The organism is Butyrivibrio sp. VCD2006, from assembly GCF_000423925.1.
Classification (GTDB): domain Bacteria; phylum Bacillota; class Clostridia; order Lachnospirales; family Lachnospiraceae; genus Butyrivibrio.
In genome coordinates, this window is the sequence record NZ_AUIX01000003.1 from 211,639 (window position 1) to 226,863 (window position 15,225).

Genomic DNA, 15,225 nt, shown 5'->3' on the forward strand with positions numbered 1-15,225 from the left:
TTATTTTTTCAGTTAGGAGATAAAATGCCTGATTTTCACAAATTAGATACTTCAATGCCAGTTGCTCCCATCGCACTTATGGTGATGGATTCTGCCAAGGAACTGGGCGAACTGGTTAATTCCCATCTTGTTAATTTTAGACACAGTCTTCACGACACTCCCGGTAACGACCCCGCTTTTCAGGGCTATGTTAAGGATGATTACAGAGTAACATATTCTAACCCTCGTTTCGGAAGCGGTGAAAGCAAGGCTCAGATCTGTGAATCTGTCAGAGGTAAAGATGTTTTCATCCTTACTGATGTCATGAATCATTCAATGACCTACAAAATGTATGGCTATGAGAACTACTATTCACCTGATGATCACTATCAGGATTTAAAAAGAGTAATTGCAGCCATAAACGGAAAAGCAAGAAGAATAAACATCATAATGCCCTTCCTTTATGAAGGCAGACAGCACAATAAAAACAACCGTGAATCACTTGATGCTGCTGTTATGTTCTCTGAGCTTTATAACATGGGTATTGGCAATTTCATCACCTTCGATGCCCATGACCCCAGAATATCAAATGCAGCTCCTATTTCAGGCTTTGATAACTTCATGGCATCTCCTCAGTTCATGAAGGCTCTTATATCTGAAATCGGAGATCTTATCATCGATAAAGAACATCTTACTGTAATAAGTCCTGATGAAGGTGCTTTGGACAGAGCAGTATATTTCGCAAACGTACTTAATGTAGATACCGGTATGTTCTACAAGAGACGTGACTACAGCAAGGTTGTAAACGGGTCAAATCCTATTGTTGCTCACGAATATCTTGGCTCCGATATACATGGAAAGGATGTTATCATCATCGATGATATGATTTCTTCCGGATCAAGCATGATCGATACAGCCAGACAGCTCAAAAAGAAGGGTGCGCAGCGTGTATTTATCTGCACCACCTTCGGACTTTTCACAAACGGCGTGGAGATTTTTGATGAAGGCTATAAAAATGGTGATTTTGATGCTCTTATCACCACAAACCTGATTTATCAGAATCCTGATTACATCAAGAGAGAATATTACCACGTTGCGGATATGAGTAAGTTCCTTGCGACAGTTATAGATTTTGTTAATCATGATGGATCACTGAGCTATGTAATAACTCCTACAGAGACAATTCACAGCTTGATTGAAAAATATAATTCAAAGTCAGTAAAAACCGAGGACCTGTTTAACTAACAGGCCCCCGGCTTTTTTCTTTAATATGTTTTTTCTTAAATCTGTACCTTCTCAGACGAGGGATTTCCATTGCTGAATTTCCCCGTTTCGAATGCGACATTAACCTTAAAAAGGTCTCCGTCCAGAATAATCTCAAACTCTCCGCCCATCGCTGTTGTAAGGCTTTTTGCTATTGAAAGTCCAAGTCCGGAGCCTTCGGTACTTCTTGAAATATCGCCACGGATAAATCTCTCAGTAAGCTCATCGGCATTGATATTGAGCTCATTTTTAGAAATATTCTTAACTGAGAATAATGCCTTGCTGCCTGAATTCTCAGTTTTCACAACCACAAGGTCCATATAAACTCTTGTATTTGGAAGCGCGTATTTACAAACATTATTCAAAAGGTTCTCAATAACACGGTAAAGCTGTCTTGCATCAGCTCTTATGAAAACATCGTACTTTTCACACTTAAGAATGGGAACAAGTCCGAAGCTTTCAAATTTTTCATAGAACTCTCCCAGTATCTGATTTACAAATTCAGCAAAATTAAGCTCCTGGATATTCAGTGTGATGTTACCCGATGAGATTTTTGAGGCTTCCACAAGATCATCTGTAAGCTGTCGCAATCTCTGGGATTTATTATCCAGTATTCTGATATATTCGCTGACTTTAGGGTCATCGATATTTTCTCTCTTTAACAGATCCACATAATTGATGATAGATGTCAGAGGCGTCTTAATATCATGGGATACATTTGTTATAAGATCCGCCTTTAGCTTTTCATCACGCATACTTCGATTTACCGCCTCCTCAACAGAAACGGAAATCTTATTTAACTCTTCACCAAGATAAACATTACCGCTATGAAGCTTGTTGACATCAACCTTTACATCAAGCTCACCTTTTCCTATCCTTTTTAGCGCATCAAGGATAATAAACTTGTCATTGTTCAGGTTTATTATGTAAATTGCCACTGCCACATCAAGCACAGCAACAATTACAACTCCTACCATTCTCCATCGCAGAATAAGATACAGATTGAGGAAAGCAGAAAGTATATATGGCAGTACCGTCCTTACAAATAAGTTCTGTCTGAGTGTCATCTTTTCAAACAGCTTATGTATAAGTTCAAGACAGTATCTGAAAAGTGAAGTTTTGTAAAGCCAGCCGGCCTTTGCTCTTCTTATTATGCTAGAGACTGCATAGCATATAGCATTATCGCCCACAAAAGAAATACCGCCTGCAAGAAGTGACATATTAAGCGTATTATGTTTTACAATCTCATAATTGTTTACCGAGAATTCAAATAAACCAAACAGTATTCCAAGTACAACAACCGAAAACAGTAATACCGCTTCTATCGGAATCACATCTATTCTCTCAATACCACCGACAGTCCCATCGGGATACTCAATCCTGCCTTCGTAGATGCTAAGGTGAACAAGTACTATCAGATAAGCTATCGCAAAGAATACCATGATCATATAAAGCTGTCTGTAATATGGCATATACCTGTTGAAGGCATCCTTACCTATCTTGAAGTTATCAGTATTTGCAGTTTTATTTATATCAACAGCAAAATAAAACTTCATCTGATCAGGAAACGCATACTGATAATTCCCGATAATCTGTCTGAGCGTATCCTCGCTTATCTGAGTATTAGTGGAATATTCAATATCATATGGACAGAAATATATATATCTTCCGTAGGACTTAAATACATCCTTCATATTAAGTCCATTTGTTCCGCTCTTTAGTGAATCCACATTGGTGAATACTTCAGTTCTGGCATTTATTGTTCTGGTGATATAGTATCTGAAATTAGATTTATAGAACGAATACTTGTCCTTATAATCATCGTATCTCTCATACGCCGCTGCCATAGTCGATGCTGTCTCGGTAATATTAGCGCAGAGTTCATTATATTCATCCCAGTCTGAGACGATTTCCTCAATATTCTCTCCATTAACTGTCTTATATCTTGGAATCAAAACAGTATGGGAGCCTGCACCATCCTTTACATTTTCTTTGACATTCGTTCTGACAACATTATTAGCAAGCTGAGAGTTCAGAAATGCATTCATTCCGCCCTCAGCGTTGTTCTTTAAAAGATGTGTATAAACTGTGGTGGCTACAAAAAAATCTTTGCTCTCCCTTGTAGAATAATTCACATCATCATATTCAAATCCATTTTGGGACCATTTAATAAGATTCGAAACCGGGTATACAGCTGTAATATAATCACTTTGAAGTACGGTATTCCTGTTGATAAATGCCGTTACGTCAATGTTTTTCTCGCCGTTATACACACCATCGGTTTCAAAAAGAGTCTGATAAGCAGCCAGTTCCACTGCGTTTTTCAGATTATCAAACAATATGGTATTAAAAAGTTCCGAATCGGCATATTCTTTGCCAACATCATCCTTTTGCAGATTATAGTCAACACCATCTGTGCCCGTAAAAGATGACCCTTTGTAGATATAAAAAATCAGGGCCACTACCACAGCAAGACATATGTGCTGGAAAACTCTCAGAACATATCTGCTGATCCAGGACATGGTCTTATGCCTGAATATTTTATCAAACATTATCAATCCTCAGTATCAATTTTGTAGCCAACTCCCCAAACAACCTTCAGATATCTCGGGTTTTTGGGATCTATCTCTATTTTTTCTCTGATATGTCTGATATGAACCGCAACAGTATTATCTACTGATACAGCATTCTCATTCCAGATATTCTCGTAAATCTGACTGATTGAAAATACCTTTCCCTTATTCTTTATCAAAAACATAAGGATGTTATACTCGATTTTCGTAAGCTTGACTTCTTCTCCGTCTACCGAAACAGACTTTGAATTGTCATTTAGTACAAGTCCGCCTGCCCTGAAAATATAGTCATCATCCGCATCCCTTGAATCAGCATTGCCAAGCTCAGTATAACGTCTGAGGTTGGATTTAACTCTTGCCACAAGCTCGAGCGGATTGAAAGGCTTTGTCACATAATCATCAGCTCCGATATTGAGTCCGAGGATTTTATCCGCATCCTCTGATTTTGCGGAAAGGATAATAATCGGGATAGAACTGTGCTCTCTGATCTTCATAGTGCACTGTATTCCATCCATCACGGGCATCATTATGTCAATGATAGCGGCATGAATATCATTATCTTTGACTATCTCAAGCGCCTCTACTCCGTTATAAGCCTTAAATACGTTGATTCCTTCCTGCTTTAAATAAATCTCAATAGCCTCAACTATCTCTTTGTCGTCATCACAAACCAAAACGTTTTGCATTTTGGATAAACCCTCCTAAAAAATCACCACATTTTACCTGGAATATATGAAAATGCATTTTTATGCCATCTTATATGAATAGCAGATGTTTCGTCAACCTTTATAGCAATAACATCGTATCTTATGGCGAAGTTCTCACCGATACCGTACCGTTTCCTGTAAAAATCCGAAACCCTGCATATCACCCTCTGTTTACGGGGATCAACAGCCTCCTCCGCCTCTCCGAAGCGGGATGAGGTTCTGTATTTTACTTCTATAAAAACGAGATATTTATCATCCCTTGCTACAATATCAATCTCGCCCCTCTTACTTCTGAAATTTCTGGCAACAACCCTGGCACCGTTTTCAGCAAGATAATCACAGGCGAGATCTTCATAATAGCTTCCTGTTTGTCTTTTATTCATATGTTACTTATGGGCAGCCTCTTTTGCACGTATCTTATCCATAGCATCAACAAATACCAGGATTTCGGCCACAACCTCATAGAGCTCCGGCGGGATCATTTCACCGATCTCGAGCTTTGAAAGTGTGTCTGCCAGCTTGGAATCCTCGTGAATCGGGATATCCTTTTCCTTTGCGGCATCAATGATTTTTTCAGCCACAAGTCCTTTTCCGCTTGCTATGACACGCGGTGCCCCATCTTCAGTAGGATCATAAGCCAGTGCTATGGCCTGCTTTGGCTTTCCATCCTTTGTCTTTCCTTTTTCAATATCTTTATTATCTGCCATATTCTAGCCCTCTTATGCTCTTGCATCAAAAGATGTTGTTGATAAAAAAGCTGTTTTCTTAGCATCGATAAGGCTCTTTACCGGAGGATCTTCACTGTTTTCATCCTGATCCGTATGAAGCATCATCCTTGCCTCCATGGTATAGCCCCTTTTATTAAGACGATCGTTAAGCTCTCCTATATGCTCCTCTATAAGGTCAAGCACAGTCTCATCAGCCACATAGAAATTCGTTTTAACATTCATATCCGTCATTTTTACATAGACGTCTATCGGGCCAAGATTATCCATATCCAAATGAAGTATTGCACTGACAGTATCACCCGGTTCAAATTTCTTCTTGCCGTTTGAATATACATACAGATCCCCATGTGCATCCTGATCAGCCATCTTGAGTGGCAGCTGAACATAGTGGAACATCTGATTGATCTGGTTCATAAAATCTATATTATTCTGAAGATTCATTGCACTTTGTGCAACCTTGCTATCCTGCCCAAGGCTCATGGTAAGCTGCTGTGTCAACTGCTTTGCCTGAGCATTAAGACGTGCATACAGATTTTCAACATTCTCTTTTACGCTTACATCATCAGGTCTTAGTAGCCATTCCTCCTGCATAATGCTCTTCATCAGCTTATTATACTCATTATTACTAAAAACCTTCGTGAATGCTGCATCTGCACTCTCTGAAGAATGTGCGAGTGACTTATAGGCATCCGCAAGCTCTTTGACCAGTGCCATTTGATCAATCTCAGCACTTTTCCCGCTCTGAGCCTGAGCTATAAGCTTTTGTATTTCAGTTCCTGTAGCACCTGTATTAGAGCTAAGCTCCCTTACTATCTTTGCAAAGTCATTCCCAAAGGAAATCTTTTGCTGTATGACAGATTCATTGTCAGCCGCTTTTGGATTTGCTTTCCCACTTGTAATATCTTCAGCAGCCTTTTGCGGATCTGATATTTTCTCTGCATCAGAACCTATTGTTTCTGCTTTAGCATTTTCCGTTTTCATCGCTTCAGCTTTTGAAGCATCTGTCAGGGATGCATTTTCTGTAATACCATCCTCTAAAGCAGTATTCTGACCCGCGATATTTTCTGCACCTTGCGTAGTCTTTGACGCATCTCCGCCTTCAACAGTTATGACAGTCTCTCCCACATTTTCACTTAGGACCTCAGCTGTCTCTGCGCCGGGAGCAACGGAAGCATTCTGTCCTGCTGTCTGTTCTACGGTTTCTCCTCTGATCACGGTCTGTTCCATGTGCTCAGCGCCCTTTGAAAGCATATCAAGGATGCCGCCGTAAAGATCATTGGCCTTTAATTCTTCACCACCCTGAACAAGCTGATTATAGGCCTCAGGTAGATCATCCATAATAGATTTCATGGTCTCAACAACCTGATGCTCATAGTTCTTATAGCTCTCAAACTGACTTATATTTTGCTGTGTCACGGGAATATCAAGAGCCTTCATCTGAACCAGAGATGTGACCTCTGCTTCAGGGTGAGAATTCAGAAGCTGATGCATTTCGTTTAAAGAATTCTTATCAATCCCCATACCGTTTTCCATCATGGTCTTGACCATATTAACGGTATCCTGTGTAACCTCGATTCCTGCCGCACTAAGAGCCTTAAGAGCTGTGGGATTGATAGATGTGTTTTCATAAAGAGGTGTCAGCGTTAACTGCCCGGTGGTACCACGTACCTGAAAAGAAATATTTTGCCCTTCCTTGAGGTTCATACCATCCTGGAGCCTGGCTGAAATGACCGTGTCATCTCCAAGCCGTATCTGGGCATTCTTTACTCCATTGTCATCCGACATAGAGATAATTTTTCCGGATAATCTGTCTCCGGTCTCCAAAAAGCGCAAAGATTCCTGCGATTTAGAAGCATTCTGATTTACAATTTGACCATTGACCTGAACGACAGGTCTGTTCCCGGTCAGATTCTGAATGATACTCATGCAGGCTCGCTTTCTCTCTTAAGAAGTGAAATTTTTAATAAATGATCTTCTGTGAATCTCACAGGGACCATTTTTCTTAAGCGCCTCTATGTGATCAGCGCTTCCGTATCCCTTGTTATGAGCAAATCCATAGCCGGGATATTTTTCGTCTAATTCTGTCATAAGTCTGTCTCGTGTTACCTTCGCTATTATGCTTGCGGCAGCAATTGAGACGCTTTTCGCATCACCCTTGATTATTGATTCCTGAGGATACATATCAAGCTGAGGTATGTGAACAGCATCAACGAGCAAAATATCCGGTTTTACAGAGAGATTGTCCACTGCTTTTGCCATTGCCTCATAGGTTGCCTGGAGGATATTGATTTCATCAATCCTCTCGTGTGTACTATACCCTATTCCAACAGAGACAGCTTTCTCCATGATTTCCTGGTACAGCTCTTCTCTCTTTTTTTCGGATAATTTCTTGGAATCATTTATATACAGTATCTCTGCATCGGCAGGCAATATTACAGCTGCTGCATATACAGGTCCCGCAAGAGGTCCTCTTCCTACCTCGTCTATTCCGCAGATATACTTTTTATCCGCATGAAGTCTTTCATAACTGCGCATTTCATAAAGCCTAAGCTTCTCATTTTCTATAGCAGCTATGCGCTTTTTTGCTGTTTCAACGAGCTTTTGTACGCCGGCTCTGTTATCCTCAGCGAATTTATCACAGAACAGGCTGTACTCATCTATATTGGATGCTCTAAGCAGCTCAGCTTTAATATCTCCTATTTTCTCACTCATTTTCTGTGTTTTCCTTATTCTTATCTATAACACCAAAGGTTGAAAAAGGATAAATCCTGAGCCATGTTCTTCCAATGATATCAGAGCGTTTGATATTTCCTACGAGAGGTTCCCTTGAATCCATACTGTAATTTCTGTTATCTCCCATAACAAAATACTCATCATCTCCAAGAGTTATAGGATCTGCAGCTCTACCCGGATTCTGGATAACTTCGGCACCGAAGTGCTCATCAAGTATCTCTCCGTTTATATAAATATTACCGTCATAGTCTATCTGAACTGTCTCACCGGGCATTCCGATAATTCTTTTTATAAAATACTCACTTGGATCCTGTGGATATGGGAAAATGACAATATCAAATCTTTTTGGATCAGAAAATCTGTAGGTTATCTTATCTGCCATCAAAACATCTTTATCATGAAGCGTATACATCATTGACTCGCCATCAACATCTGTCCTCTGTGCCACAAACTTCATGAAAAGTATTGTAATAACACATACAATCAAAACAGTAAAAACTGTACTTCCAGCATTTTTTATAAAATCTTTTACTTTGTCCATATCGGTCTCTCCAATGAAATTTTTCCAAGTCTGCCGTTTCTGAAATCATCCAGAAGCTGCATGCAGGCTCTTTCAATATCAGCTTTGCCGCCCTGCTTTATAAGCTTTCTGTTGTTGGCAATTGCTGTCAAAATAGATGATTCGGGAGTCTCATACTGATCCTCCTCGTAGAGAAGCTTCTGCTCCTGTGTTATTCCATATTTGTCCGAAAGAATTCCCGGATACCAGTCCTCAAGTATTCTTATCAGACTTACCGCAAGCTCTCCCTTATCAAGGTTCTCATCATTCATTGAACCGATAAGAGCAAGATGAAGACCCACTGTCTCATCTTCAAACTTGGGCCACAATACACCGGGCGTATCAAGTAGCTGCAGATTCTTTCCAAGCATTATCCACTGCTTACCCTTTGTAACACCGGGCTTATTACCTGTTTTAGCCGCTGCTTTTCCGGAAATTCTGTTTATAAAAGTGGACTTACCAACATTTGGTATTCCGGCAACCATCGCCCTTATAGGCCTGTTTACAATGCCTCTTTTTTTATCTCTCTCTATTTTCTCTCTGCAGCTCTCCGTTACCTGGTCAAGAACTGTTCTAACCTGTGAGCCGGTCTTAGAATTCATTTCCATAACTCTGGCTCCGGTGGATGAAAAGTATTCTATCCACTCCTTACTTATTTCCGGATCTGCAAGATCTGCTTTATTCAAAATGACAAGCCTTGATTTGTTTTGTCCAAGCTTGTCTATATCAGGATTCCTCCCCGACATTGGTACTCTGGCATCTGTAAGTTCTATAATCAGATCGACCAGCTTGATGTTTTCCTGCATCATACGCATGGCCTTGGTCATATGACCCGGATACCACTGATAATTATTCATAATCTCTTCCTTTAATCCACAAGACCGGTCTTCCCTTCTTTGGTTCCATAAGAAAACCACGCCTTGCCTGCTATGGTTGAAAGCTTCACAACGCCAATATTGGCACTTCTTGAATCCTCACTGCTGTTCCTGTTATCACCAAGAACAAAGAACTCACCATTGCCTAATGTGATATCATTTTCAGCAATTCCAGCCTCTTCCATTTTATCATATTCACGGTCCTCAGTGACTACTGTTTGACCATTGACAATAAGATTGCCGCCCTCTATTCGTACGGTCTCCCCCGGTATGGCTACGACTCTCTTAATGTAATAATGTGATTTTTCATTACCATTAGGCAAGAATACTATCACATCATCTTTTTTAGGAGCTTTTAACTTATAAGCTATGGCATCCACCAAAACACTTTGAGAATTATAAAGTGATGGCTCCATAGATTCACCTATCACCCTTACTCTTTTTCCAAAGCATATAACAAGAACAAAGGCAACAAAAACAGCAGCCACCGTATAGAACAGCCACGATAGAATTTCTCTGAAAAGCTCAGGTGTTACTGTCTTTTTCTTCTCCAAATACATGGAACGATATCTTTTTTTGCGAAACATTCTCTCCTCCATCTGCCAGGGTTAATACCCCGCGCAGCGTTGTTTCTATCAGATAACAAAGAAGGGCAATTACTAAAAAGTAACTGCCCTTACCAAAGAAATCATTCTTAGCGAACCTTTTCCTTGACCTTTGCCTTCTTACCTGTGAGGCCCTTAAGGTAGTTAAGCTTAGCTCTTCTAACCTTACCCATTCTCACAACTTCAACCTTCTCTACAAGAGGAGAGTGAAGAGGCCATGTCTTCTCAACACCTACGCCGTTAGAAATCTTACGAACTGTGAATGTTGTACGGTTGCTACCGCCCTGAATCTTCTTAACAGTTCCTTCGAAAACCTGTACTCTCTCGCGGTTTCCTTCCTTGATCTTGTTGTAAACACGTACTGTGTCACCAGTGTTGAACTCGGGAGCGTTCTCGTTAAGCTGCTCCTTCTCGATCTCTGCAATGATTGTATTCATTTGCTTTCTCCTATACTATATAAATGGACGTTCTTAAATACATCTACGTACCAGAGGACCGTCATTTTCGCAACTACATGAGTTTATCACACAAAAACCATGTCCGTCAAGGTTTTTTACTTTATTCTCACGCTTTATTATTTATTCTTTTTATCCTCAGCAATAAGCTTCCTAATAGCGGATACTGCAACCCTGATGGCAGCATCTGTATCGTGTACCTGAGGGTTATCAAGACCTTCTCTTGCTCTTTCCTGATTTGCCACAGTAAGCATTATCGCTCCGGTTCTGGCTCTAAGCCACTGACCAACTATAAACAGTGTCGATGACTCCATTTCAGAGCCAAGGCAGCCACACCTTTTCCATGCTTCCCACTTATTCTGCAGCTCATAGAAAACAGGCTTCGTCTCAGGTTCATGCTGTCCATAAAAAGCATCCTTACACTGAACAACACCAACGTGATGTCTCATCCCAAGTTCCATAGCAGATTCTTTAAGGGCCTGTGTTACCTCAAAGGTAGAAACAGCAGGATACTCGATAGGTGCATATTCTTTGGAAGTACCTTCTGCTCTTATCGCACCATTCACAATAATAAGGTCACCACCCATTACTTCAAGCTGCATCCCACCACAGGTTCCGACTCTTATAAAGGTATCAGCACCACACTTATGAAGCTCCTCAATCGCAATTGAAGCCGATGCGCCTCCGATTCCTGTGGAACACACACTCACCTTCTCTCCATCAAGATAGCCGGTATAAGTGTTGTATTCACGGTTGTAAGCAACCTGTTTTGCATCATCAAAATAGGCTGCAATCTTCTCGCATCTTCCCGGATCACCCGGAAGAATAACGTATCTGCCTACATCGCCTTCCTTTAAATGCACATGATATTGATAGCCTGCGCCTTCTGTATAATCAACCATAATAAACCTCCGAAAAAACTTATAATACTCATTATATCGCAAAAAATCCCCTGTAACGATTTACAGAAGATTTTTTAGCATTTTTTAATGATTTACCAGTTGACCATAATACTTTATATCAATCAAAAAGTCCGTTCATAACATGAATTGTCATAACCATGTTCTCAACATCAATATTTTTCACACATTCTGAGATTCCGGGAATCATAACAGTATCTGATACGTCCCCTGCTTCGGAATCGATATCAGTGCGTTTCATCTCGTAAACGTCATTAGCTCCTGTCTGGATAACCTGCTGAAGAATTCCAAGCTCCTTACCATCTTCATCTACCACCTTCATGCCAACAAGGTCTGCCAGATAGTATTCGCCGGGCTCAAGTTTTATTGCATCTTCTCTGGGGATGATAAGAGGCTTTTGGCGAAGTCTCTCAACTTCATTGATATCATTAAACTCTTTGAATTTCACGATGACGAATTTGCTTCCGAGTTTAACTCGTTCGATATTGAGCTCTTTTTTACCTTCACGTCCGGTATCAACGATTACCTTTTTGAGCTTTTTAAATCTCGCAGGATCGTCTGTAGTAGGGAAAACATTAACCTCTCCCTTAAGTCCGTGAGCTTTAACAATAACACCTACTTCAAAGTATTCTGTCACTTATAATTCCTCCATGTGCCATTTATACGGCCTTTACGCCCTTCCGCAAAGAGAAGGCCATACCTCATCATTCATCTATTTTATCAAGTATCTTGTTTCTCTTCTTTATTACCTTTGCTGTAAACTGATCAGGATGCTCTTCCACATACTTTTCATAGAGCTCCGGCCTTCTCTCCTTGGTTCTCTCAAGAGATTTCTGGAATCTCCAGACTTCAACATTCTGGTGATTGCCGGAAAGAAGTACTGACGGTACCTTTTTATCATTCCATATCTCAGGCCTTGAATACTGAGGATATTCCAGAAGACCGTCATCAAAGGATTCAGTCTCAGCGGATTCATCATTATTAAGAACTCCGGGAACAAGTCTGGCCACTGCATCTATCATGACCATAGCAGGAAGCTCACCTCCTGTAAGGACATAGTCCCCAATGGAAATATAGTCAGTAACTATCTCCTCCAGGACGCGCTCGTCTATGCCTTCATAGTGACCACATAAGAAGATTATATCATTATCCGACGATAGTTCCCTTGCCTTTTCCTGACTAAAAACCGACCCTTGAGGAGTTACATAGATAACCCTGGGGTTAGCCTCAGGATCATTTTCTCTGATTTCCTTAAGAATCGCATTGTAACAATCATAAATAGGCTGTGCCTGCATAAGCATACCTGCACCGCCACCATATGTATAATCATCAACTTTATTATGCTTATTACTTGCATAATCTCTGATGTTAATTGCCTTTGCAGTTATAATTCCCTTATCCATGGCACGTTTAAGTATGCTGGTGTTTAGAACGTCCATGACCATTTCGGGAAATAATGTCATTATATAAAAATTCATTTGCCCTCATCCGTCAGCTTCGCTGACACCTTCTCCCAAAGGGCGAAGGCTTTATTTTTTTACAGCTGTCACTGAAACACAGCTCTTTTATAATACCATAAGCTGAAACACAGCCCTTTTATAATACAGTAAGCCGAAACACAGCCCTTTTATAATACAGTAAGCCGAAACACAGCCCTTTTATAATAATACCATGAACCGAAGCTCATATCCTTTTATTACTCTTAGCTAAAGCTCACTCTTTTTAAAACAATACCCGGAGCTGAAGCACAGCCCCGGGTATAGAATTTCAATCGACGATTTCAACGTCAACCTTAAGGTTTTCTCTGGTTGATGCAGCCTTGACAACAGAGCGGATTGCTTTTGCAATTCTTCCCTGTCTTCCGATTACCTTACCCATATCAGAAGGTGCAACGTGCAGCTCTAAAACTATGGTGTGGCCGTCCTTTTTTTCATTAACAACGACCTCATCCGGGTTTTCAACCAGAGCCTTTGCAATAACTTCAACCAATTCTTTCATGAATTTTCCCCTAGTTTAATTATGAAGTTCTGCTCTCGGGCCAGAGCCCTCCCCAGAACTAAGTAGCTCACTAAGCCTGGAAATATCCTGCCAAATGATTACTTAATGCCTGCCTGCTTGAAGATCTTATTAACTACGTTTGTAGGCTGAGCTCCGTTTGCAAGCCACTTCTTAGCAAGCTCCTCGTTAACCTTGCATGTGCTGGGATCTGTGTTGGGATCATATGTTCCGATCTCTTCGATGAACTTTCCGTTTACAGGGAACTTAGAATCAGAAACAACGATACGATAAAAAGGAACCTTCTTTTTACCAATTCTCTTAAGTCTAATTTTTACTGCCATTTTTAAAATCCTCCATTTAAAAATAAAAATTGTTAACTATGATAAACGAATTTCTCCGCAATCATCATGTATCTATATATGAAATCCGAAGTATACCCGGATCTACATATCAAAAGAATTTTCCAAAGCCGCCTTTTCCAAGACCTCCCAAACCGCCAAGGCCTCTCATGCCCTTTCTGCCCATAAGACCAGGCATCTGCTTCATCATCTTCTGCATCTGGTCAAATTGTTTAATGAAGCGGTTTACATCTGCGATGTCATTACCCGAACCCTTAGCAATTCTGTATTTTCTCTGAGGGTTCATAAGTTTGGGATTCTTACGCTCAGCAGGTGTCATGGAAAGCACGATTGCTTCCATTCTTGCGAGCTGCTTCTCATCAGGTAACTGATCATCTCCGATCTTGCCCATTCCGGGAAGCATTCCCATTACAGCTCCAAGTCCGCCCATCTTTCTCATCTGCTTCATGGACTCAAGGTACATCTCGAAATCGATCTTACCTTTCTTCATCTTGGAAGCCATCTCGCGATCTTTTTCTTCATCGCGCTCGCGGTTTGCTTCAACAGCCTTATCAATAAGACTGAGGACATCACCCATTCCAAGAATTCTGCTAGCCATACGGTCAGGGTAAAACTGCTCAAGATCAGAAAGCTTCTCACCCATACCTACATAGAGAATAGGCTTACCTGTTACCTGTCTTGCAGAAAGTGCTGCACCACCTCTGGTGTCACCGTCCATCTTAGAGAGAACAATTCCATCAATACCGATTCTGTCGTTAAACTGGACTGCCACGTCTACCGCAGCCTGACCTGTCATAGCATCCACAACAAGAAGTGACTGGTGGACTTCAACAGCGTTCTTGATATTGATCAGCTCCTGCATCATATCTTCATCGATCTGCAGTCGACCTGCAGTATCGAGAATTACCACATTTTCATTATTTTTCTGTGCATGCTCAATGGCCGCCTTAGCAATCTCAACAGGATTAACATCTGTGCCCATTGAGAAGAAATCAACTTCCTGCTTCTCAGCATTTATACGGAGCTGATCTATAGCAGCGGGTCTGTAAATATCACATGCGACCAAAAGAGGCTTCTTACCTTTAAGTTTAACCTTACCGGCAATCTTGGCTGCCGTAGTAGTCTTACCTGTACCCTGAAGACCACACATCATAATTACTGTGATGCTCTTACCGGGCTGGAACTGAATCTCAGTTATTTCAGATCCCATCAGGTCTGTAAGCTCTTCATTAACAATCTTGACAACCATCTGTCCGGGATTCAGACCATTTAAAACGTCTTCACCGATTGCTCTCTCCTGGACCTTGTTAACAAAGTACTTAACTACGCGGAAGTTAACGTCCGCCTCAAGAAGTGCCATCTTAACTTCCTTCATGGCAATCTTGACATCTTCCTCCGAAAGGCGACCTTTGCCTCGCAGATTCTTAAACACGTTCTGCAGTTTATCGGATAGGTTTTCAAATGCCATAAG

Annotated in this window: 17 protein-coding genes; 1 reads left to right on the forward strand and 16 read right to left on the reverse strand. The window is 40.8% G+C overall.

Annotated elements, in window-relative coordinates; genetic code table 11:
* Positions 1-24 precede the first annotated feature (24 nt).
* A complete protein-coding gene (locus G586_RS0103710) occupies positions 25-1,224 on the forward strand; it encodes a ribose-phosphate pyrophosphokinase (RefSeq protein ID WP_026526635.1) in 1,200 nt (399 codons plus the stop codon).
* Positions 1,225-1,259: 35 nt separating this feature from the next.
* Here the strand turns inward: G586_RS0103710 and G586_RS24600 are convergent, their stop codons facing one another.
* The 16 genes from G586_RS24600 to ffh form a co-directional block, all read right to left on the reverse strand.
* Positions 1,260-3,794, reverse strand: a complete 2,535-nt coding sequence (locus G586_RS24600) for a sensor histidine kinase (protein WP_051204490.1) — start codon at positions 3,792-3,794, stop codon at positions 1,260-1,262.
* A 2-nt stretch (positions 3,795-3,796) separates the two neighbouring features.
* On the reverse strand, positions 3,797-4,501 hold the full coding sequence (locus G586_RS0103720; RefSeq protein WP_026526636.1) for a response regulator transcription factor: 705 nt from the start codon (positions 4,499-4,501) through the stop codon (positions 3,797-3,799).
* 23 nt (positions 4,502-4,524) lie between these two features.
* The gene (locus tag G586_RS0103725; protein ID WP_026526637.1) at positions 4,525-4,905 is read right to left on the reverse strand and encodes a YraN family protein; all 381 of its coding nucleotides are present in this window, start codon (positions 4,903-4,905) and stop codon (positions 4,525-4,527) included.
* 3 nt (positions 4,906-4,908) lie between these two features.
* Positions 4,909-5,229, reverse strand: coding sequence for an EscU/YscU/HrcU family type III secretion system export apparatus switch protein (locus tag G586_RS0103730; protein ID WP_026526638.1), 321 nt, complete (start codon positions 5,227-5,229; stop codon positions 4,909-4,911).
* A 12-nt stretch (positions 5,230-5,241) separates the two neighbouring features.
* Positions 5,242-7,176: a flagellar hook-length control protein FliK gene (fliK, locus tag G586_RS0103735; protein WP_026526639.1), complete on the reverse strand. Its 1,935-nt coding sequence runs from the start codon at positions 7,174-7,176 to the stop codon at positions 5,242-5,244.
* 18 nt (positions 7,177-7,194) lie between these two features.
* Positions 7,195-7,962, reverse strand: a complete 768-nt coding sequence (locus G586_RS0103740) for a ribonuclease HII (protein ID WP_026526640.1) — start codon at positions 7,960-7,962, stop codon at positions 7,195-7,197.
* Entirely contained in the window at positions 7,955-8,524 is a 570-nt protein-coding gene (gene lepB, locus G586_RS0103745; RefSeq protein WP_026526641.1) for a signal peptidase I, read from the reverse strand. The genes G586_RS0103740 and lepB (G586_RS0103745) overlap by 8 nt, the downstream gene beginning before the upstream one ends.
* Complete coding sequence (gene ylqF, locus G586_RS0103750; RefSeq protein WP_026526642.1) at positions 8,512-9,399, reverse strand: ribosome biogenesis GTPase YlqF; 888 nt, start codon at positions 9,397-9,399, stop codon at positions 8,512-8,514. The genes lepB (G586_RS0103745) and ylqF overlap by 13 nt, the downstream gene beginning before the upstream one ends.
* An 11-nt stretch (positions 9,400-9,410) precedes the next feature.
* On the reverse strand, positions 9,411-10,004 hold the full coding sequence (gene lepB / locus G586_RS0103755; RefSeq protein WP_026526643.1) for a signal peptidase I: 594 nt from the start codon (positions 10,002-10,004) through the stop codon (positions 9,411-9,413).
* A 107-nt stretch (positions 10,005-10,111) separates the two neighbouring features.
* Positions 10,112-10,459, reverse strand: a complete 348-nt coding sequence (gene rplS, locus G586_RS0103760; protein WP_022760209.1) for a 50S ribosomal protein L19 — start codon at positions 10,457-10,459, stop codon at positions 10,112-10,114.
* Between the two features lie 137 nt (positions 10,460-10,596).
* Complete coding sequence (gene udp, locus G586_RS0103765) at positions 10,597-11,379, reverse strand: uridine phosphorylase (protein WP_026526644.1); 783 nt, start codon at positions 11,377-11,379, stop codon at positions 10,597-10,599.
* A 118-nt stretch (positions 11,380-11,497) separates the two neighbouring features.
* Positions 11,498-12,034, reverse strand: coding sequence for a ribosome maturation factor RimM (gene rimM, locus G586_RS0103770; protein ID WP_026526645.1), 537 nt, complete (start codon positions 12,032-12,034; stop codon positions 11,498-11,500).
* 67 nt (positions 12,035-12,101) lie between these two features.
* A complete protein-coding gene (trmD, locus tag G586_RS0103775; protein ID WP_026526646.1) occupies positions 12,102-12,875 on the reverse strand; it encodes a tRNA (guanosine(37)-N1)-methyltransferase TrmD in 774 nt (257 codons plus the stop codon).
* Between the two features lie 289 nt (positions 12,876-13,164).
* Positions 13,165-13,395, reverse strand: a complete 231-nt coding sequence (locus tag G586_RS0103780) for a KH domain-containing protein (RefSeq protein ID WP_026526647.1) — start codon at positions 13,393-13,395, stop codon at positions 13,165-13,167.
* Between the two features lie 98 nt (positions 13,396-13,493).
* Complete coding sequence (gene rpsP, locus G586_RS0103785) at positions 13,494-13,736, reverse strand: 30S ribosomal protein S16 (protein ID WP_026526648.1); 243 nt, start codon at positions 13,734-13,736, stop codon at positions 13,494-13,496.
* Positions 13,737-13,845: 109 nt separating this feature from the next.
* Positions 13,846-15,222, reverse strand: a complete 1,377-nt coding sequence (ffh, locus tag G586_RS0103790; RefSeq protein ID WP_026526649.1) for a signal recognition particle protein — start codon at positions 15,220-15,222, stop codon at positions 13,846-13,848.
* Positions 15,223-15,225 lie beyond the last annotated feature (3 nt).